The organism is Citrobacter sp. GW821-FHT02E08 (genome assembly GCF_059421685.1).
Genome location: NZ_JBWKVL010000006.1, coordinates 49784 through 71703, shown reverse-complemented (window position 1 = coordinate 71703; position 21920 = coordinate 49784). Strand labels below are relative to the sequence as shown.

The following is a 21920-nucleotide window of genomic DNA, read 5'->3' as shown; positions in this document are numbered from 1 at the left end:
TTCCGTCGTACAGACGCGTATAATGCGCGGCGTTCACGTTAACGGTATGCCTTTAAGGAGATAAAGATGACAGCAATTGCCCCGGTAATTACCATTGATGGCCCAAGCGGTGCAGGTAAAGGCACCTTGTGCAAAGCAATGGCGGAAGCATTGCAGTGGCATCTGTTGGACTCTGGTGCGATTTATCGTGTACTGGCGTTGGCTGCGTTACATCATCATGTCGATGTAACCTCTGAAGACGCGCTGGTACCGCTGGCATCTCATCTGGATGTCCGTTTTGTCTCAACGAACGGCACTCTGGAAGTGATTCTGGAAGGGGAAGATGTAAGTGGCGAAATACGGACTCAGGACGTCGCCAATGCCGCCTCTCAAGTGGCGGCTTTTCCACGCGTTCGCGAAGCGTTGCTACGCCGTCAGCGCGCGTTCCGTGATGCGCCTGGTTTGATCGCTGACGGACGAGATATGGGCACGGTGGTATTCCCTGATGCGCCTGTAAAAATTTTCCTTGACGCCTCTTCTGAAGAACGTGCTCATCGCCGTATGCTTCAGTTGCAGGAGAAGGGCTTTAGTGTTAACTTTGATCGCCTTTTGGCCGAGATCAAAGAACGCGACGATCGCGATCGTAATCGTGCTGTAGCGCCGCTGGTTCCCGCTGCTGATGCTTTAGTTTTGGATTCTACCCGATTAAGCATTGAGCAAGTGATTGAAAAAGCGTTACAATACGCGCGCCAAAAACTGGCACTCGCTTAAACGCGACCGAATTTGCAGTACCCCCGTTGCAATGGAATGACAGCGGGTATGTTAAACAACCCCATCCGGCATGGAGCCAGGTGGACGTTAAATATGAAACCTGAAGATTAAACATGACTGAATCTTTTGCTCAACTATTTGAAGAATCCTTAAAAACAATCGAAACCCGTCCGGGTTCCATCGTTCGTGGTGTTGTTGTTGCTATCGACAAAGATATCGTACTGGTTGACGCCGGTCTGAAATCTGAGTCTGCCATTCCGGCAGAGCAGTTCAAAAACGCCCAGGGCGAGCTGGAAATCCAGGTTGGTGACGAAGTTGACGTTGCACTGGATGCAGTAGAAGACGGCTTCGGTGAAACTCTGCTGTCCCGTGAGAAAGCTAAACGTCACGAAGCTTGGATCACGCTGGAAAAAGCTTACGAAGAAGCTGAAACTGTAGTCGGTGTTATCAACGGCAAAGTTAAAGGTGGCTTCACTGTTGAGCTGAACGGTATTCGCGCGTTCCTGCCAGGTTCTCTGGTAGACGTTCGTCCGGTTCGCGACACGCTGCACCTGGAAGGCAAAGAGCTTGAGTTCAAAGTAATCAAGCTGGACCAGAAGCGTAACAACGTTGTTGTTTCTCGTCGTGCCGTTATCGAATCCGAGAACAGCGCAGAACGCGATCAGCTGCTGGAAAACCTGCAGGAAGGCATGGAAGTTAAAGGTATCGTTAAGAACCTCACTGACTACGGTGCATTCGTTGATCTGGGTGGTGTTGACGGCCTGCTGCACATCACTGACATGGCATGGAAACGCGTTAAGCATCCGAGCGAAATCGTAAACGTGGGCGACGAAATCACTGTTAAAGTGCTGAAGTTCGACCGCGAGCGTACCCGTGTATCTCTGGGCCTGAAACAACTGGGCGAAGATCCGTGGGTAGCTATCGCTAAGCGTTATCCGGAAGGTACCAAACTGACTGGTCGCGTGACCAACCTGACCGACTACGGCTGCTTCGTTGAAATCGAAGAAGGCGTTGAAGGCCTGGTTCACGTTTCCGAAATGGATTGGACCAACAAAAACATCCACCCGTCCAAAGTTGTTAACGTTGGCGATGTAGTGGAAGTTATGGTTCTGGATATCGACGAAGAACGTCGTCGTATCTCCCTGGGTCTGAAGCAGTGCAAAAACAACCCATGGCAGCAGTTCGCGGAAACCCACAACAAGGGCGACCGTGTTGAAGGTAAAATCAAGTCTATCACTGACTTCGGTATCTTCATCGGCCTGGACGGCGGCATCGACGGCCTGGTTCACCTGTCTGACATCTCCTGGAACGTTGCAGGCGAAGAAGCAGTTCGTGAATACAAAAAAGGCGACGAAATCGCAGCAGTTGTTCTGCAGGTTGACGCAGAACGTGAGCGTATCTCTCTGGGCGTTAAACAGCTCGCAGAAGATCCGTTCAACAACTGGGTTGCACTGAACAAGAAAGGCGCAATCGTAAACGGTAAAGTCACTGCAGTTGACGCTAAAGGCGCAACCGTAGAACTGGCTGACGGCGTTGAAGGTTACCTGCGCGCTTCTGAAGCTTCCCGTGACCGCGTTGAAGATGCAACTCTGGTTCTGAGCGTTGGCGACGATGTTGAAGCTAAATTCACCGGCGTTGATCGTAAAAACCGTGCAATCAGCCTGTCTGTTCGTGCGAAAGACGAAGCTGATGAGAAAGATGCAATCGCAACTGTTAACAAACAGGAAGATGCAAACTTCTCCAACAACGCAATGGCTGAAGCTTTCAAAGCAGCTAAAGGCGAGTAATTCTCTGAAACTTCGGGGTGTTTCATTCTGAAGTATCACGAGTTTACTTGACAGATTGCGGGATTCGTCCTGTAATCAAGCACTAAGGGCGGCTACGGCCGCCCTTAATCAATGCAGCGACAGTAACAGCTAATTTTGCCTTTAAGGAACCGGAGGAATCATGACCAAGTCAGAATTGATTGAAAGACTTGCAACCCAGCAATCTCACATTCCCGCGAAAGCGGTTGAAGATGCAGTGAAAGAGATGCTGGAGCATATGGCCTCGACTCTTGCGCAGGGCGAGCGTATTGAAATCCGCGGTTTCGGCAGTTTTTCTTTGCACTACCGCGCACCTCGTACCGGACGTAACCCGAAGACTGGCGACAAAGTGGATCTGGAAGGAAAATATGTTCCTCACTTTAAACCAGGTAAAGAACTGCGCGATCGCGCCAATATTTACGGTTAAGTTTTAACTTAAAACTTGAGCCAGAAAAAAGCACCGTAGAGGTGCTTTTTTCGTTTCTGGAACCCCGTCAAAGATGGGGAACTGGAATCCCCTTCGCATTTGTATTTGCGCGTTTCAGCCGCCATCCAAAAACAGCGGAATCCTTGCTGTAAGTTGTCAAACTGCCACCGGACAACCACACCACAAAACGGCACACTTTCTCTAACAGGGAGGTGCCTATGAAAATAACAACGGTGAGTGCGTGCGCATTGTCTGGCATTCTTCCTCTGTTGCTATTACCCGCACTACCGGATACGCCGTATCTCGCCGTCGTATTCCTTCTGGCGTGTGTATTCTGTTTTATTCCCCGGCGTTGGTCGCGTTATGTCACACTGACTGTGCTCTTCTTTCTGTGGGGGATCTTCGCCGCAAAACAGACTCTCTGGCCGGGCAATACATTGCCTGGTGCAACGCAACAGGCTGTTGTGCAAATAACCGCGACTGACCATATGACGACGCATTATGGGCAAGTTACGCATGTGCAGGGGCAGCGACTATTTCCTGCGGTGGGAATCGTTTTAAACGATCAGTATTTGCCAGGCGAAGTGTGCGCCGGGCAACAGTGGGCAATGACGCTAAAGATACGCGCGGTACATGGTCAACTGAATGACGGTGGGTTCGATAGCCAACGTTATGCGTTGGCCCAGCATCAACCTCTGACGGGACGTTTTTTGCAGGCAAGTGTCATCGACCCCCGGTGCAGCTTACGTGCTCGTTACTTGTCTTCTCTCACGGCTTCGCTGGAAAACTATCCCTGGCAGCAGGTTATCCTGGGGCTGGGCATGGGGGAGCGTCTGTCGGTGCCGCAGGAGGTGAAAGACCTCATGCGGGATACTGGCACAACACATCTGATGGCGATTTCCGGTCTGCACATTGCCTTTGCCGCGTTGCTCACGGGGGGAATTATTCGAGGTATGCAATTTGTGTTGCCAGCGGGGTGGATTCGCTGGCCGGTTCCCCTTGTGGGTGGAATCGGCAGCGCCCTGTTTTATGCCTGGCTTACGGGGTTGCAGCCACCCGCATTACGCACGGTTATTGCCTTGAGTGCATGGGGAATACTTAAATTAAGCGGACGGCAATGGAGTGGATGGGAGGTCTGGCTTTGTTGTCTGGCGGCGATTGTTATTGCCGATCCTGTTGCCATTTTGTCGCAGAGTTTGTGGCTGTCGGCATTGGCGGTTGCTGCACTTCTGTTTTGGTATCAATGGGGTCCTGCTCCAGCCTGTTCGGTATCACGCGTGGGGCGCTTGATATGGAGTCTTATCCATCTGCAGTTAGGCATTACGGTGTTGCTCTTACCTGTGCAAATTGCGATCTTTCATGGCCTGAGTGTGACCGCATTTCTGGCAAATCTGTTTGCTGTACCGCTGGTGACATTTATTTCTGTCCCGCTCATTCTGGCTGGCATGGTGGTGCACCTGACGGGACCACTCCTCATTGAAGAGGGATGTTGGTATCTGGCCGATCGTTCACTGGCACTCTTGTTTTGGCTGCTCAGCCATTTACCGGAAGGCTGGATCAGTATTGATAAGCGGTGGCAATGGTTGGCATTGTCTCCCTGGTTAATAATCATTGCCTGGCGGTTTGCTGTTTGGCGTACCTGGCCGGGGGTATGCCTGGCAGGAGCGATTTTAGTCAGTTGGCCCGTATGGCGTACAGAGCCCAAAGATGAATGGCAGGTTCACATGCTGGATGTCGGGCAGGGGTTGGCGATGGTCATTGCCCGCAATGGCAAGGCTATTCTCTATGATACCGGGCGAGCCTGGCCGGAGGGTGACAGCGGGCAGCAGTTGATCATTCCCTGGCTACGCTGGCACAACCTGAAACCCGAAGGCATTATTCTCAGCCACGAACATCTGGATCATCGTGGTGGATTGCACTCATTACAGAAAGCCTGGCCAACGCTTTGGATAAGAAGCTCGTTAGGATGGGAAGGGCATCAGCCCTGTTTTCGGGCAGAACAGTGGAAATGGCAAGGATTGACGTTTCGCGCGCACTGGCCGATCAAAGGTAATAAAGAAAATGGGAATAACCGTTCCTGTGTCGTCAAAGTCGATGACGGTAAATACAGTGTGCTGTTGACGGGGGATATTGAATCCGGCGCAGAACAAAAAATGCTAAGTCACTATTGGCAACATTTACAGGCGACATTTATTCAGGTTCCGCACCATGGTAGCAATACGTCTTCGTCGCTGGCGTTAATTCAACGTGTTGAGGGGCAGGGGGCGCTGGCCTCGGCATCGCGTTACAACGCCTGGCGATTGCCGTCACGGAAAGTCAGGCAGCGATACCGTCAGCAGGGATATCAATGGCTGGATACGCCGCATCAGGGGCAGATTTCGCTTATCTTTTCCTCGCAAGGTTGGCGAATACGCAGTCTGCGGGAGCAAATTTTACCTCGTTGGTATCATCAGTGGTTTGGCGTGTCAGAGGATAACGGGTAGAATATGCGGCTATTTCAACAAATGCTGGTTTTTTGAATGCATAACGATAAAGATCTCTCTACGTGGCAGACATTCCGCAGACTGTGGCCAACCATTGCGCCGTTCAAATTGGGCCTGATCGTGGCGGGTGTGGCGTTAATCCTCAACGCAGCGAGCGATACCTTCATGTTATCGCTCCTGAAGCCGTTACTGGATGAAGGTTTTGGTAAAACAGACCGTTCGGTGCTGCTTTGGATGCCATTGGTGGTGATTGGTCTGATGGTATTACGTGGCATCACCAGCTATGTCTCCAGCTACTGTCTTTCGTGGGTGTCAGGTAAGGTCGTGATGACAATACGTCGTCGCTTGTTCGGCCATATGATGGGGATGCCCGTCTCCTTTTTTGATAAGCAGTCGACAGGCACTTTGCTCTCGCGCATTACCTACGACTCAGAGCAGGTCGCATCTTCCTCTTCTGGGGCGCTGATCACCGTTGTGCGTGAAGGGGCCTCGATTATCGGTCTGTTTGTCTTGATGTTCTACTACAGCTGGCAACTGTCGATCATTCTGATCGTACTGGCGCCCGTTGTCTCAATTGCGATTCGCGTGGTTTCTAAGCGTTTTCGTAGCATCAGTAAAAACATGCAGAACACGATGGGGCAGGTCACGACCAGTGCTGAGCAGATGCTGAAAGGCCACAAAGAAGTGTTGATTTTTGGTGGTCAGGAAGTCGAAACCAAACGTTTTGACAAAGTCAGCAATAAAATGCGTATGCAGGGGATGAAGATGGTGTCGGCCTCTGCTATCTCTGACCCCATCATTCAGCTGATTGCGTCTTTGGCGTTGGCCTTTGTCCTGTATGCGGCCAGCTTCCCGAGCGTCATGGAAAACCTGACCGCAGGGACGATCACCGTTGTCTTCTCATCCATGATTGCCCTGATGCGCCCGCTGAAATCTCTGACCAACGTCAACGCACAGTTCCAGCGTGGGATGGCGGCATGCCAGACACTATTTGCGATTCTGGACAGCGAGCAAGAGAAAGATGAAGGTAAGCGTGTTATTGAACGTGCAAGCGGCGACCTGGAATTCCGCAACGTCACCTTCACCTACCCGGGACGTGAAGTGCCTGCACTGCGTAATATCAGTCTGAATATTCCGGCAGGTAAAACCGTGGCGTTAGTCGGGCGTTCAGGCTCAGGGAAATCGACGATCGCCAGTCTTATCACCCGTTTTTATGACATTGATGAAGGCCATATCCTGATGGACGGGCATGACCTGCGTGAGTATACGCTGGCATCCTTGCGTAACCAGGTTGCTCTGGTTTCACAGAACGTACATCTTTTTAACGATACCGTCGCTAACAACATTGCCTACGCACGTAATGAGGTGTACACCCGCGAGCAGATCGAAGAGGCTGCACGTATGGCGTATGCGATGGACTTTATCAACAAAATGGATGACGGTCTGGATACAGTCATTGGTGAGAACGGTGTCCTGTTGTCTGGCGGTCAGCGCCAGCGTATTGCGATTGCGCGTGCTCTGCTGCGCGACAGTCCGATTCTGATTCTGGACGAAGCCACTTCCGCGCTGGATACCGAGTCGGAGCGTGCGATCCAGGCTGCGCTGGACGAACTACAGAAAAACCGTACATCGCTGGTTATTGCTCACCGCCTCTCCACTATTGAACAGGCAGATGAGATTGTAGTGGTGGAAGACGGGCTGATTGTTGAACGTGGAACCCATACTGACCTGCTGGAACATCGCGGTGTCTATGCTCAGTTGCACAGAATGCAATTTGGTCAATGATCGCACGCATCTGGTCCGGTGAGTCGCCTTTATGGCGGCTATTACTCCCACTCTCCTGGCTATACGGCCTGGTGAGCGGGAGTATCCGCTTGTGCTACAGGCTGGGATTAAAACAAACCTGGCGTGCGCCAGTGCCGGTCGTTGTCGTGGGGAATCTGACGGCGGGTGGCAACGGTAAAACGCCGGTCGTTATCTGGTTGGTTGAACAGCTCCAGCAGCGTGGTATTCGCGTGGGGGTGGTTTCACGGGGTTACGGTGGTAAGGCGCCATCCTATCCGTTGCTCCTGACACACGAGACCACGACAGCGGAAGCGGGTGATGAACCGGTTCTGATCTCTCAACGTACCGGCGCGCCGGTTGCCGTTTCGCCCAATCGCTGCGATGCGGTAAAAGCCATTTTGGCTCATCATGATGTGCAAATTATTGTGACCGATGATGGGTTGCAACATTACCGTCTGGCGCGTGATGTAGAAATCGTGGTGGTTGACGGTGTTCGCCGATTTGGCAATGGCTGGTGGCTGCCGGCAGGCCCGATGCGCGAGCGTGCGGGTCGGCTTAAATCGGTGGATGCAGTTATTGTTAATGGCGGCGTTGCTGAATCGGGTGAAATTCCCATGCTTCTGGAACCCGGCCTTGCAGTCAATCTGCGCACCGGTGAACGCTGTAATGTGGCGCAACTGCGTAATATTGTCGCTATGGCGGGCATCGGCCATCCTCCCCGTTTCTTTGCGACACTCGACGCATGCGGCGCACATCCGCAAAAATGCGTGGCGCTGGCAGATCATCAGTCGCTCAGTTACGGTGACGTCAACGCATTACTCACCGAAGGTCAGACGCTGGTGATGACGGAAAAGGATGCCGTTAAGTGCCGCTCGTTTGCAGACGATAACTGGTGGTATTTGCCTGTTGATGCTCAGCTGTCTGGTGAAGAACCGGATGCCTTGCTTAAGCAACTCATTTCGCTGGTTCGTTAGCTGAATCAGGCTGCGGCGGCGAACGATTTATGGAGTTCTCAATGTTGTTGCCGCAACTCTCTCTTACCGACGCTCGTCACCTTCACCTTGCAGCCCAGGGGCTGTTAAAGAAATCACGCCGTCGCGCGCAGCCTGGCGATATTCTCGCCGCCATTTCGCGCATGTCGCTGTTGCAAATCGACACCATCAACATTGTCGCACGTAGCCCGTATCTGGTGCTATTCAGCCGCCTTGGGAACTATCCGCCGCAGTGGCTGGATGACGCATTATTGCGCGGTGAACTGATGGAGTACTGGGCGCATGAGGCCTGTTTTCTGCCGCGTAGCGACTTTGCGCTCATCCGCCACCGAATGCTGTCGCCCGAGAACATGGGCTGGAAGTATAAAGCGGCCTGGATGAAAGAGCATGCCCATGAAATCGAGCAACTGATGCAGCATATTCATCACAACGGTCCGGTGCGCTCTGCGGATTTTGAACATCCACGCAAAGGGGCTAACGGCTGGTGGGAGTGGAAGCCCCATAAACGTCATCTCGAAGGACTGTTTACCGCCGGAAAGGTGATGGTGGTGGAACGTCGCAACTTTCAGCGGGTGTATGATTTGACGCAACGCGTCATGCCCCACTGGGATGATAAACGTGACTTACTTTCTCAGGCGCAAGCGGAAACCGCGATGCTGGATAACAGTGCGCGCAGTCTGGGGATATTCCGTGAACCGTGGCTGGCGGACTACTACCGCTTAAAACGGCCTGCGTTGAATGCATGGCGGGACGCCCGCGCTGAGCAACAGCAGATCATTCCAGTCGAGGTTGAAACATTAGGCACGTTGTGGCTCCATGCAGACCTTCAACCGTTGCTTGAACAGGCACTGGCAGGCCAATTAACGGCGACGCACAGCGCCGTGTTGTCACCGTTTGACCCCGTTGTCTGGGATCGAAAACGGGCAGAGCAACTGTTTGATTTCACTTATCGTCTGGAGTGCTACACCCCGGCGCCTAAACGACAATACGGTTATTTTGTCCTGCCGTTGTTGCATCGAGGGGCGCTGGTCGGGCGGATGGATGCCAAAATGCACCGCAAAACGGGGGTGCTGGAAGTCATTGCGCTGTATCTGCAGGAGGGGATCAAGCCCGGTGCAACCCTGCAAAAAGGTCTGTTTCAGGCGATTAGCGATTTTGCGCGTTGGCAGCAGGCAAGGCGCGTTACGCTGGGCGTTTGTCCCCAGGGTTTGTTTAGTGACTACCGCCAAGGCTGGGAAATAGACGCAGAGGGATAGACGATTATGTTAATATTTACAGAATCACAATCCGGTCCATCTGGAGGAACTATGGATCATCGTCTGCTCGAAATCATTGCCTGCCCGGTATGTAACGGCAAACTCTGGTACAACCAGGAAAAACAAGAACTGATTTGCAAACTGGATAACCTCGCTTTCCCATTACGCGATGGTATTCCGGTATTACTGGAAACCGAAGCCCGTCCTTTGACCTCCGACGAGAGCAAATCATGAGTTTTGTGGTCATTATTCCTGCCCGTTTTGCATCGACGCGCCTGCCGGGTAAACCATTACAGGATATCAACGGCAAGCCGATGATTGTGCACGTGCTGGAACGTGCGCGTGAATCCGGGGCCGATCGTATTATTGTGGCGACCGATCATGAAGATGTGGCGCGCGCGGTAGAGGCGGCTGGCGGTGAGGTGTGCATGACCCGCGCCGATCATCAGTCGGGTACCGAGCGACTGGCGGAAGTCGTGGAAAAATGCGGATTCAGCGATGATACCGTCATTGTGAACGTACAGGGCGATGAGCCGATGATCCCGGCGGTAATTATTCGCCAGGTCGCGGACAACCTGGCGCAGCGCCAGGTCGGTATGGCAACGCTGGCGGTACCGATTCACAGTGCGGAAGAGGCATTCAATCCAAACGCGGTGAAAGTGGTGCTGGATGCACAAGGCTACGCGCTTTACTTCTCTCGTGCGACGATCCCCTGGGATCGCGACCGTTTTGCCAATAGCCGTGAGACCATTGGCGATACCTTCCTGCGCCATTTGGGGATCTATGGCTATCGTGCCGGATTTATTCGCCGCTATGTGAACTGGCAGCCAAGCCCACTGGAACACATTGAGATGCTGGAGCAGCTTCGTGTGTTGTGGTATGGCGAAAAAATCCATGTTGCCGTTGCTAAAGAAGTTCCTGGAACTGGTGTGGATACAGCCGAAGACCTTGAGCGCGTTCGCGCTGAAATGCGTTAAGCTTCAATACCGACACCCCGCTCAGTTATGAGAGGGGTGTCGTACCGTTACGATTTTCCTCCACTTTTCTTTTCATCAATTGATCTCATCAGGGTGACATCTGTCCATACGACGCTCATTATGAAAGCAGTAGCGTTTATGAGGGCAATCTGAAATGGAACAGCTGCGAGCCGAATTGAGTCATTTACTGGGTGAAAAACTCAGCCGTATAGAGTGCGTGAATGAAAAGGTAGATACGGCGCTGTGGTCACTGTATGACAGCCAGGGAAAACCGATGCCGCTCATGGCGAGAAGTTTCACCACGCCAGGTATGGCGCAACAGTTGGCGTGGAAAACGACCATGCTGGCGCGTAGCGGCACGGTGCGTATGCCGGTTATTTACGGCGTCATGACCCATGAAGAGCATCCCGGCCCCGATATTTTACTGCTGGAAAGGATGCGTGGCGTACCCGTTGAAGCGCCAGCGCGAACGCCTGAACGGTGGGAGCATTTAAAAGACCAGATTGTTGAAGGTTTGCTCTCCTGGCATCGTCAGGATAGCCGTGGCTGTGTGGGCGCGGTGGATAATACGCAGGAAAATATCTGGCCTTCCTGGTACCGCCAGCGTGTCGAAGTGTTATGGAGCACGTTAAACCAGTTCAACAATACGGGGTTAACGATGCATGACAAGCGCATTCTGTTCCGTACCCGGGAATGCCTGCCAGCATTGTTTGAAGGATTTAACGACAATTGCGTACTGATTCACGGCAATTTCAGTTTGCGCAGTATGCTTAAAGATGCCCGCAACGATCAGCTTTTGGCAATGGTAGGACCTGGCGTGATGCTGTGGGCGCCACGGGAGTACGAATTGTTTCGCTTGATGGACAATGCACTGGCGGAAGGGTTGCTCTGGCATTACCTGCAACGCGCGCCAGTCGCAGAATCCTTTATCTGGCGGCGTTGGCTCTATGTATTGTGGGATGAGGTTTCGCAACTGGTCAATACAGGGCGTTTTAATCGCGCTAACTTTGATCTTGCGGCCAAATCACTCCTGCCCTGGCTCGCCTGACAACCCTTTAAGCCACTGCCAGACGCGACCTAATGTTTCATATCCGACGCGATCGCTGTGCATCAACCAGACGGGAGAAGGGATCGCGCGCTCCCACGGATTGAGCGGCGAATCAATCGCCAGCTGATTTGCCGGGGCGGGGAGCGGATGAAGCCCCGCCTGCTGGAAGAAAATCATGGCGCGCGGTAAATGCGACGCGGAAGTGACCAGCAGGAACGGCGCATCGCCGATGGCCTGTTTAACGGCAGCCGCTTCTTCTTCAGTGTCTTTGGGGCTGTCCAGGGTGATGATATCGCTTAGCGGCACGCCGAGTGACTGCGCGACTCTGGCTCCGGCTTCAGCCGTACTGACATTATTCGTTTTTGCTCTTGCGCCGGTAAAAATCAGTTTTGACCCCGGATTGGCCAACCAAAGACGCACTCCTTCGTTAAGACGCGGCAGGCTGTTGCTGATCAAGTTTGAACTTGGTGCCCACTGTGGATTCCAGGTATAACCGCCGCCCAGCACCACGACATATTCGACTTTTTGCGTGTTTTGCCAGGTGGGATACTGGTCTTCGATCGGTTTCAGTAAGCGATCGGCAACCGGTTGCAGGCTCAATAGCAATAATGCGAGCCAACCCAGGCTCAGACACACCTTGCCGGTTTTTTGAAAGCGACTAAACCACACCAGTGCCAGTCCCACCCCCATGATCAAGAGCATGAGCGGGAGCGGCAGCATCATACCGCCAATCACTTTCTTCAGTGTAAAAAGCATCCTTTTTGGTTCCTTTTTTAACCATACAGCAGGGGATCTGCAGGGATATTACACCAGACAGGTTCATTCTCGGCGTGGCTGTGACAAAATAGCGGTTTGATCAGAGAACCCCTTTGTTCGCCTGTGGAGAGCCCGATGCGGGATCGCAATTTTGATGACATTGCAGAAAAGTTTTCCCGTAACATTTACGGAACCACCAAGGGGCAGCTGCGGCAGGCCATTTTGTGGCAAGACCTTGACCGTGTCCTGGCGGAAATGGGTGAGCAAAAACTGCACATCCTGGATGCTGGCGGTGGTGAAGGGCAGACCGCGATCAAAATGGCTGAACGGGGTCATCGGGTCACACTATGCGATCTGTCCGGCGAAATGATTGCGCGCGCGCAATTGGCGGCTGAGGCGAAAGGCGTAAGCGGAAACATGCATTTTATACAATGCGCCGCTCAGGATGTTGCTTCGCATTTGGAAAGCCCGGTTGATCTGATATTGTTTCATGCTGTGCTTGAGTGGGTCGCTGACCCCGTCAGCATGTTACAAACGCTTTGGTCTGTGTTACGTCCCGGCGGCGTGCTGTCATTAATGTTCTACAATGCTAACGGCCTGTTGATGCACAACATGGTGGCAGGGAACTTTGACTACGTGCAAGTCGGGATGCCAAAACGTAAAAAACGTACGCTTTCGCCAGACTATCCGCGTGAACCGGGGCAGGTTTACCAATGGCTGGAAGAGATTGGCTGGCAGATTACCGGCAAAACGGGTGTACGTGTGTTTCATGATTATCTGCGTGAGAAGCACCAACAGCGTGACTGTTATGAAATGTTAGTCGAATTAGAAACGCGCTACTGTCGCCAGGAGCCTTACATTAGCCTTGGCCGTTACATTCATGTCACCGCTCGCAAACCGCAGATGCAAGGATAACTTATGAGTGAATTTTCCCAGACAGTCCCCGAACTGGTTGCCTGGGCCAGAAAAAATGACTTCTCCATCGCGCTGCCGGTAGACAGACTTTCGTTCCTGCTGGCGGTGGCCACGCTCAACGGCGAGCGTCTGGACGGTGAGATGAGCGAAGGGGAACTGGTGGATGCATTCCGCCATGTCAGTGATGCGTTTGAGCAAACCAGCGAAACCATCGGCGTGCGCGCCAACAACGCGATCAACGATATGGTTCGTCAACGTCTGCTGAACCGCTTTACCAGTGAGCAGGCGGAAGGGAATGCCATATACCGTCTGACGCCGCTTGGGATAGGCATTACCGACTACTATATTCGCCAGCGTGAGTTTTCCACGCTGCGTCTCTCAATGCAGCTGTCCATTGTGGCGGGTGAATTGAAGCGTGCCGCAGATGCGGCGAGCGAAGGCGGCGATGAATTCCACTGGCATCGTAATGTGTATGCGCCGTTGAAATATTCCGTGGCGGAAATCTTCGACAGTATCGACCTGACGCAGCGCATCATGGACGAGCAGCAACAGCAGGTGAAAGACGACATTGCCCAGTTGCTGAACAAGGACTGGCGTGCCGCGATTTCGAGCTGCGAAATGTTGCTGTCTGAAACCTCCGGCACGTTGCGTGAACTTCAGGATACGCTGGAAGCGGCGGGCGATAAGCTGCAAGCCAATCTGTTGCACATTCAGGATGCGATCATGACGCGCGACGATCTGCATTTCGTCGACAGACTGGTCTTCGATCTCCAGAGCAAACTGGATCGCATTATTAGCTGGGGTCAGCAATCCATCGACTTGTGGATTGGCTATGACCGGCACGTGCATAAATTTATCCGTACCGCCATTGATATGGATAAAAACCGCGTCTTTGCGCAACGTTTACGTCAGTCCGTTCAGACCTATTTTGACGATCCGTGGGCGCTAACCTACGCCAATGCAGACCGCCTGCTGGACATGCGCGATGAAGAGATGGTCCTGCGCGACGAAGAGGTAACCGGGGAGTTGCCGCCGGATCTGGAATATGAAGAATTTAACGAGATTCGGGAACAGCTGGCGGCGCTCATCGAAGAACAGCTGGCTGTATACAAATCCAGACAAGCACCACTGGATCTCGGTCTGGTGGTGCGCGAGTATCTGGCGCAATACCCGCGTGCGCGTCATTTTGACGTCGCGCGTATTGTAATTGATCAAGCGGTACGTCTTGGCGTAGCGCAAGCAGATTTCACCGGACTGCCGCCGAAATGGCAGCCGATTAATGATTACGGAGCCAAGGTACAGGCGCATGTCATTGACAAATATTGAACAAGTGATGCCAGTTAAGCTGGCGCAGGCGCTGGCAAACCCGTTATTTCCGGCGCTGGACAGCGCATTACGCTCGGGCAGACATATTGGTCTGGATGAACTGGATAACCATGCCTTTCTGATGGATTTTCAGGAATATCTGGAAGAGTTTTACAGCCGCTATAACGTTGAGTTAATTCGCGCGCCGGAAGGTTTCTTCTATCTTCGCCCGCGTTCCACCACGATTATTCCGCGCTCCGTGTTGTCGGAGCTGGACATGATGGTCGGTAAAATCCTGTGCTATCTCTATCTCAGTCCGGAACGTCTGGCGAATGAAGGGATTTTTACCCAGCAAGAGTTGTACGACGAACTGCTGACGCTGGCTGACGAAGCCAAACTGTTGAAGCTGGTGAACAACCGCTCGACCGGTTCAGACGTTGACCGTCAGAAACTGCAGGAAAAGGTACGTTCATCGTTAAACCGTCTGCGTCGCCTGGGCATGGTGTGGTTTATGGGCCACGACAGCAGTAAATTCCGCATCACCGAGTCGGTCTTTCGCTTTGGGGCGGATGTCCGTAGCGGCGACGATCCTCGTGAAGCGCAGCGCCGCTTAATTCGTGATGGCGAAGCGATGCCTGTCGAAAACCATCTACAGCTCAATGATGAGCCCGAAGAGAATCAGGCGGACAGTGGAGAGGAAGAATAATGATTGAACGCGGTAAATTTCGCTCACTAACGCTGATTAACTGGAACGGTTTCTTCGCCCGAACGTTTGATCTCGATGAACTGGTCACCACATTATCCGGGGGGAACGGGGCAGGGAAATCCACTACCATGGCGGCGTTCGTTACGGCGCTTATCCCGGATCTGACCCTGCTGCACTTCCGTAACACCACCGAGGCGGGAGCGACCAGCGGATCGCGAGACAAAGGTCTGCACGGTAAGCTGAAAGCGGGCGTCTGTTACTCAATGCTGGATGTCCTCAACTCACGCCATCAGCGTGTGGTTGTGGGCGTGCGTTTGCAGCAGGTAGCCGGGCGCGACCGTAAAGTCGACATCAAGCCGTTCGCCATTCAAGGGCTGCCGATGTCGGTACAACCGACGCAACTGGTCACGGAAACCCTCAACGATCGCCAGGCTCGTGTGCTGACGCTTGCGGAGCTGAAAGAAAAGCTCGACGAGATGGAAGGCGTGCAGTTTAAGCAGTTCAACTCGATTACCGACTATCACTCGCTGATGTTCGATCTGGGCATTATTGCTCGCCGTCTCCGCTCCGCGTCAGACCGCAGTAAGTTCTATCGCCTGATCGAAGCGTCACTTTACGGCGGTATCTCCAGCGCGATTACGCGCTCGCTGCGTGACTACCTGCTGCCGGAAAACAGCGGTGTACGTAAAGCGTTCCAGGATATGGAAGCCGCGCTGCGTGAAAACCGTATGACGCTGGAAGCGATTCGCGTCACCCAGTCTGACCGCGACTTGTTTAAGCATCTTATCAGCGAAGCCACTAACTATGTGGCGGCTGACTACATGCGCCATGCTAACGAGCGGCGGGTCCATCTGGATAAAGCCCTTGAGTATCGCCGTGAATTGCACACCTCCCGTAAGCAACTGGCGGCGGAGCAGTACAAGCACGTCGATATGGCGCGTGAGCTGGGCGAGCACAACGGTGCAGAGGGCGATCTGGAAGCCGACTATCAGGCGGCGAGCGATCACCTGAATCTGGTGCAAACGGCCCTGCGCCAGCAAGAAAAAATTGAACGTTACGAGGCTGACCTGGATGAATTACAGATCCGCCTTGAAGAACAAAATGAAGTGGTCGCCGAAGCGGTCGATCGTCAGGAAGAGAATGAAGCTCGTGCCGAAGCCGCAGAGCTGGAAGTGGATGAGCTGAAAAATCAGCTCGCCGATTATCAGCAGGCGTTGGATGTACAGCAAACGCGCGCCATTCAATACAACCAGGCGATTCAGGCGCTTGCCCGGGCTAAAGAAATTTGCCATCTGCCGGATTTAACGGCGGACAGTGCGGCGCAGTGGCTGGAAACCTTCCAGGCCAAAGAGCAGGAAGCGACGGAAAAACTGCTCTCGCTGGAACAAAAAATGAGTGTGGCGCAAACCGCGCACAGTCAGTTTGAGCAGGCGTATCAACTGGTGGCGGCGATCAATGGCCCGCTGGCGCGCGGTGAAGCGTGGGATGTCGCACGGGAACTGCTGCGCGACGGCGTCAACCAGCGTCATCTGGCAGAACAGGTTCAGCCGTTGCGTATGCGCCTGAACGAACTGGAACAGCGTCTGCGTGAACAACAGGAAGCCGAACGCCTGTTGGCTGAGTTTTGTAAGCGTCAGGGTAAGCATTTCGATATCGACGAACTGGAAGCCCTGCATCAGGAACTGGAAGCGCGTATCGCCGACCTTTCTGACAGCGTGTCGAATGCGCGCGAACAGCGAATGACGCTGCGTCAGGAGCAGGAGCAGGTTGAGTCGCGTATTCAGCATTTGATGCGGCGAGCCCCTGTCTGGCTGGCGGCGCAAAATAGCCTGAATCAGTTGTGCGAGCAGAGCGGCGAAGAGTTTACCTCCGGCCAGGATGTGACCGAGTATCTGCAACAATTGCTCGAACGTGAACGTGAGGCGATTGTTGAGCGCGACGAAGTGGGCGCGCGTAAAAATGCGATAGATGAAGAGATTGAACGCTTAAGCCAGCCAGGCGGCTCGGAAGATCAGCGTCTAAATACGCTGGCCGAACGTTTTGGCGGCGTGCTGTTGTCAGAAATTTATGATGACGTCAGCCTTGAAGATGCGCCGTACTTCTCCGCGCTGTATGGCCCTTCGCGTCATGCGATCGTGGTGCCGGATCTGTCTCTCATCAGCGAACAGCTGGAAGGGCTGACGGATTGCCCTGAAGATCTCTATTTTATCGAAGGTGACCCGCAGTCGTTTGATGACAGCGTCTTCAGCGTCGACGAACTGGAAAAAGCGGTGGTGGTGAAGACTGCCGAGCGCCAGTGGCGCTACTCCCGCTTCCCGGAAGTCCCGATCTTCGGGCGCGCGGCGCGTGAAAACCGTATCGAAAACCTGCACGCCGAGCGCGAAGGGCTTTCCGAACGGTTCGCGACGCTCTCTTTCGATGTGCAGAAAACCCAGCGTCTGCACCAGGCGTTCAGCCGTTTTATCGGCAGCCACTTAAGCGTTGCTTTTGACGCCGACCCGGAAGCGGAAATTCGCCAGTTGAATGGCCGCCGTGTTGAACTGGAACGCGCGCTGACCAATCATGAAAATGAAAATCAGCAGCAACGTGTCCAGTTCGAGCAGGCTAAAGAGGGCGTTTCCGCCCTGAACCGCTTGCTGCCGCGCCTGAATCTGCTGAGTGATGAAACGCTGGCGGATCGCGTTGATGAAATTCAGGAGCGTCTGGATGAAGCTCAGGAAGCCGCGCGTTTTGTGCAGCAGCACGGTAACCAGCTGGCTAAACTGGAACCGATAGTCTCTGTTCTGCAGAGCGATCCGGAACAGTTTGAGCAGTTAAAAGAAGACTACGCGTATTCTCAGCAGGTGCAGCGTGATGCGCGTCAGCAGGCCTTTGCGCTGAGCGAAGTGGTGCAGCGTCGTGCCCACTTTAGCTACTCCGACTCGGCGGAAATGCTCAGCGGCAACAGCGATCTGAACGAGAAACTGCGTGAACGTCTGGAGCATGCTGAAGCTGAACGAACCCGTGCTCGCGAAGCATTGCGTGGACACGCTGCGCAGTTGGGCCAGTACAACCAGGTTATGGCGTCGTTGAAAAGTTCGTACGACACCAAAAAAGAGCTGCTTAACGATTTACAGCGCGAATTGCAGGATATCGGTGTTCGTGCTGACAGCGGCGCGGAAGAGCGCGCCCGCATTCGTCGTGATGAGCTGCATGCGCAGTTGAGCAATAACCGCGCACGTCGTAACCAACTGGAAAAAGCGTTGACCTTCTGCGAAGCGGAAATGGACAACCTGACCCGTAAACTGCGCAAGCTTGAGCGTGATTATCATGAAATGCGTGAGCAGGTCGTGACCGCGAAAGCAGGATGGTGCGCCGTGATGCGGATGGTGAAAGACAACGGCGTTGAGCGTCGTCTCCACCGTCGCGAACTGGCCTATCTGTCGGCGGATGAACTCCGTTCGATGTCGGATAAGGCGCTCGGTGCGCTGCGTCTGGCCGTGGCGGATAACGAACATCTGCGCGATGTTCTGCGGATGTCTGAAGATCCGAAACGTCCTGAGCGTAAAATTCAGTTCTTCGTGGCGGTCTATCAACACCTGCGCGAACGTATCCGCCAGGATATCATCCGTACTGACGATCCGGTTGAAGCCATTGAACAAATGGAGATCGAACTGAGCCGTCTGACGGAAGAGTTGACTTCCCGCGAACAGAAACTGGCGATCAGTTCGCGCAGTGTGGCGAACATTATTCGCAAGACTATCCAGCGTGAGCAGAACCGCATTCGCATGTTGAACCAGGGATTGCAGAGCGTTTCCTTCGGTCAGGTCAACAGCGTGCGTCTTAACGTCAATGTCCGCGAAACCCATGCCACGTTGCTGGATGTCCTTTCTGAGCAACATGAACAGCATCAGGATCTGTTTAACAGCAACCGCCTGACCTTCTCCGAAGCGCTGGCGAAGCTGTATCAGCGTCTGAATCCGCAGATCGATATGGGGCAGCGTACGCCGCAGACGATTGGCGAGGAGCTCCTGGATTACCGTAACTACCTGGAAATGGAAGTCGAAGTTAACCGTGGGTCTGACGGTTGGTTGCGAGCAGAATCCGGCGCCTTGTCTACCGGTGAAGCGATCGGTACCGGGATGTCCATTCTGGTGATGGTAGTACAAAGCTGGGAAGATGAAGGACGCAGACTGCGCGGAAAAGACATCTCTCCATGCCGTCTGCTGTTCCTTGATGAAGCGGCCCGTCTGGATGCGCGTTCCATCGCAACGCTGTTCGAACTGTGCGAACGCTTGCAGATGCAACTTATCATCGCAGCGCCAGAAAACATCAGCCCGGAGAAAGGCACCACTTACAAACTGGTGCGTAAGGTCTTCCATAATACGGAACACGTTCATGTGGTCGGATTGCGTGGTTTTGCCCCGCAATTACCTGAGCCTCTTCCAGGGACCGAAGATGCCTCATCGCAGGCAAGCTAGATGAAAAGGGCGGCTGAAAGGCCGCCTTTTCCTTTTCAGAAAACAGCAATGTTGGGTGAAATATCTTTAAACTTCTTTACATTAGGTCAGGCAAAAACTTTTTGATGTTTATATACTGAAGGTAAGCCTGACGAGTAAGCAGGCTTGCTCGTCATACTTCCGTGTGTATTGGCGTTAAGCAGACGGTCTTGCAATGTAAAGTATGATTAAGAAAACAGGGGGCAAGGGATGTTGCTTAATAAAATATGTGGTCGTCGACTCTCGGCACTCAGTTTATGCCTGGTCGTAATATTTGCTCCACTGTTTAGTGTGCAGGCCGACGAGCCTGAAATGATTCCTGGCGACAGTTCCGCCGCGCTCAGCGAACAGCCTACCGCGTTGTCTCAGCCGCAAGCCCAGTCGCCCGTCACTGCGATGATGGTCGGGATTCAACCTCTTCCAGAAGGCGCCGCAGGTAAAGCCCGCGCCGAAATACAATCGCAATTACCGTCCGGGTATACACCGGTCTACATGAATCAGCTCGAGCTTCTGTACGCGGGGCGAGAGATGAAACCGATGTGGGAGAACCGCGAGGCGGTAAAAGCGTTTCAACAGCAGTTGGCTGAAGTCGCGATTGCAGGATTTCAGCCACAGTTTACCACCTGGGTTGCGTTGCTGACCGATCCTTCGGTGACGGGCCTGGCACGGGATACTGTCCTTTCCGACGCGATGATGGGGTATCTCCATTTTATCGCCAACATTCCGGTGAAAGGTACGCGTTGGCTGTATAGCGATAAACCCTATGCGCTGACGACACCGCCCATTTCGGTCATTAACCAGTGGCAGGTCGCGTTGGAAAATGGCCAGCTTGCCCCGTTTGTAACGAGTCTGGCACCTCAGCACCCTCAGTACGCGGAGATGCATGGCGATTTGCTGAAGCTGGTGGCGGATTCTCGCCCGTGGCCGCAGTTGAGCAGCACCGCGACACTGCGACCCGGCCAATGGAGTAATGACGTCCCTGCGCTACGGGAGATTTTACAGCGGACAGGTATGCTGGAAGGGGGGCCAAACATCGCCTTGCCTGGCGATGAAACGCCAGCCAGTGCGGTGGTCAGTCCTTCTGCCGTTGCCGTTGACGCGAAACCGGCAGCGCGGCAAACAAACTCAAAACGCAAATCGGCTCCCGCCGTTCGCGGCGTTTACGATCGTGAACTGGTCGAGGCCGTCAAACGTTTTCAGGTGTGGCAGGGGCTGGGGGCTGATGGCTCCGTGGGTCCGGCAACCCGTGACTGGCTAAACGTGACCCCCGCGCAACGTGCGGGTGTCCTGGCGCTGAATATTCAGCGTCTGCGGCTACTGCCGGGTGAATTATCCACCGGTATTATGGTGAATATTCCGGCCTATTCACTGGTGTATTACCAGAACGGCAACCAGGTATTGGCGTCACGCGTTATTGTTGGGCGTCCCGATCGCAAAACGCCGATGATGAGCAGCGCATTGAATAATGTGGTCGTTAACCCGCCGTGGAATGTCCCGCCGACGCTGGCGCGGAAAGACATCCTGCCGAAACTGTGGAACGATCCCGGTTATCTGGAGCGTCACGGTTATACCGTGATGCGTGGCTGGAACAGCAAACAGGCGATCGACCCCTGGCAGGTCGACTGGGGAACGATTACCGCGTCAAATCTTCCGTTCCGCTTCCAGCAGGCACCGGGCGCGCGCAACTCATTAGGGCGCTATAAATTCAATATGCCCAGTTCTGAAGCGATTTATCTGCACGATACGCCAAACCACACGTTGTTCCAGAAGGACACACGAGCGCTCAGTTCTGGGTGTGTACGTGTGAATAAAGCGTCGGAGCTGGCGAATATGCTGCTGCAGGATGCGGGCTGGAATGATACCCGTATCTCCGATGCGCTGAAGCAAGGTGATACACGGTATGTCAACATTCGCCAAAATATTCCGGTTAACCTCTATTACCTGACGGCGTTCGTCGGTGCTGATGGGCGTACCCAGTATCGTACAGATATTTACAATTATGATCAGACGGCGCGATCCAGTGCACAGATCATGTCGAAAGCAGAACAATTAATCAGGTAAATGAAGACGTTCTACTTAATCTGTTGTCGTAATACTTAGCCGCAACGGGGCCGCCTGGCTGCAGGCCCCGTCGTTGCTGGGGATGGGTTATCTTGACGTCGGCTTTTTTGCCAGTTAAGGTGCCCTTCGTGCGCCAGAAGTGCATATTAACGATAACATTTACTTGTAGACCTGAT

General features: G+C 53.6%; 16 protein-coding genes. 15 read left to right on the top strand and 1 reads right to left on the bottom strand.

Features of this window, described 5'->3' with window-relative positions:
- The first annotated feature begins 66 nt into the window (after positions 1 to 66).
- The 10 genes from cmk (at position 67) to AC07UY_RS10220 (ending at position 11523) form a co-directional block, all read left to right on the top strand.
- Positions 67 to 750 carry a (d)CMP kinase gene (gene cmk, locus AC07UY_RS10265; RefSeq protein WP_203358283.1) on the top strand — a complete coding sequence of 228 codons (684 nt, stop codon included), beginning with the start codon at positions 67 to 69 and terminating at the stop codon, positions 748 to 750.
- A 113-nt stretch (positions 751 to 863) separates the two neighbouring features.
- Positions 864 to 2537, top strand: a complete 1674-nt coding sequence (gene rpsA, locus AC07UY_RS10260) for a 30S ribosomal protein S1 (protein ID WP_004860074.1) — start codon at positions 864 to 866, stop codon at positions 2535 to 2537.
- A gap of 160 nt (positions 2538 to 2697) precedes the next feature.
- Entirely contained in the window at positions 2698 to 2982 is a 285-nt protein-coding gene (gene ihfB, locus AC07UY_RS10255) for an integration host factor subunit beta (protein WP_002463068.1), read from the top strand.
- A 218-nt stretch (positions 2983 to 3200) separates the two neighbouring features.
- Positions 3201 to 5465 carry a ComEC family protein gene (locus tag AC07UY_RS10250; RefSeq protein WP_494659494.1) on the top strand — a complete coding sequence of 755 codons (2265 nt, stop codon included), beginning with the start codon at positions 3201 to 3203 and terminating at the stop codon, positions 5463 to 5465.
- Between the two features lie 36 nt (positions 5466 to 5501).
- Complete coding sequence (gene msbA / locus AC07UY_RS10245; RefSeq protein WP_203358281.1) at positions 5502 to 7250, top strand: lipid A ABC transporter ATP-binding protein/permease MsbA; 1749 nt, start codon at positions 5502 to 5504, stop codon at positions 7248 to 7250.
- On the top strand, positions 7247 to 8224 hold the full coding sequence (gene lpxK, locus AC07UY_RS10240; RefSeq protein ID WP_494659496.1) for a tetraacyldisaccharide 4'-kinase: 978 nt from the start codon (positions 7247 to 7249) through the stop codon (positions 8222 to 8224). The genes msbA and lpxK overlap by 4 nt, the downstream gene beginning before the upstream one ends.
- Before the next feature lie 41 nt (positions 8225 to 8265).
- Positions 8266 to 9498, top strand: a complete 1233-nt coding sequence (locus tag AC07UY_RS10235; protein ID WP_494701129.1) for a winged helix-turn-helix domain-containing protein — start codon at positions 8266 to 8268, stop codon at positions 9496 to 9498.
- Positions 9499 to 9549: 51 nt separating this feature from the next.
- Entirely contained in the window at positions 9550 to 9732 is a 183-nt protein-coding gene (ycaR, locus tag AC07UY_RS10230; protein WP_162380057.1) for a protein YcaR, read from the top strand.
- A complete protein-coding gene (gene kdsB / locus AC07UY_RS10225; RefSeq protein ID WP_494659498.1) occupies positions 9729 to 10475 on the top strand; it encodes a 3-deoxy-manno-octulosonate cytidylyltransferase in 747 nt (248 codons plus the stop codon). The genes ycaR and kdsB overlap by 4 nt, the downstream gene beginning before the upstream one ends.
- A 154-nt stretch (positions 10476 to 10629) precedes the next feature.
- The gene (locus AC07UY_RS10220; RefSeq protein WP_203358277.1) at positions 10630 to 11523 is read left to right on the top strand and encodes a YcbJ family phosphotransferase; all 894 of its coding nucleotides are present in this window, start codon (positions 10630 to 10632) and stop codon (positions 11521 to 11523) included.
- On the opposite strand, the gene elyC is transcribed toward AC07UY_RS10220, so the two are convergent.
- Positions 11500 to 12279 carry an envelope biogenesis factor ElyC gene (elyC, locus tag AC07UY_RS10215; protein ID WP_494701128.1) on the bottom strand — a complete coding sequence of 260 codons (780 nt, stop codon included), beginning with the start codon at positions 12277 to 12279 and terminating at the stop codon, positions 11500 to 11502. The genes AC07UY_RS10220 and elyC overlap by 24 nt on opposite strands.
- Positions 12280 to 12414: 135 nt before the next feature.
- Here elyC and cmoM point away from each other — a divergent pair, with 135 nt between their 5' ends.
- The 5 genes from cmoM to ldtD all read left to right on the top strand — a co-directional run bounded on the left by cmoM (position 12415) and on the right by ldtD (position 21744).
- Positions 12415 to 13194: a tRNA uridine 5-oxyacetic acid(34) methyltransferase CmoM gene (gene cmoM, locus AC07UY_RS10210; protein ID WP_276292210.1), complete on the top strand. Its 780-nt coding sequence runs from the start codon at positions 12415 to 12417 to the stop codon at positions 13192 to 13194.
- Between the two features lie 3 nt (positions 13195 to 13197).
- Positions 13198 to 14520, top strand: a complete 1323-nt coding sequence (mukF, locus tag AC07UY_RS10205) for a chromosome partition protein MukF (RefSeq protein WP_494701127.1) — start codon at positions 13198 to 13200, stop codon at positions 14518 to 14520.
- Positions 14501 to 15205, top strand: a complete 705-nt coding sequence (gene mukE, locus AC07UY_RS10200) for a chromosome partition protein MukE (RefSeq protein WP_162380051.1) — start codon at positions 14501 to 14503, stop codon at positions 15203 to 15205. Before mukF ends, mukE begins: the two co-directional genes overlap by 20 nt.
- Positions 15205 to 19665 carry a chromosome partition protein MukB gene (gene mukB / locus AC07UY_RS10195; RefSeq protein ID WP_494659501.1) on the top strand — a complete coding sequence of 1487 codons (4461 nt, stop codon included), beginning with the start codon at positions 15205 to 15207 and terminating at the stop codon, positions 19663 to 19665. The genes mukE and mukB overlap by 1 nt, the downstream gene beginning before the upstream one ends.
- Positions 19666 to 19893: 228 nt before the next feature.
- Positions 19894 to 21744, top strand: a complete 1851-nt coding sequence (ldtD, locus tag AC07UY_RS10190) for a L,D-transpeptidase (RefSeq protein ID WP_494701126.1) — start codon at positions 19894 to 19896, stop codon at positions 21742 to 21744.
- Positions 21745 to 21920 lie beyond the last annotated feature (176 nt).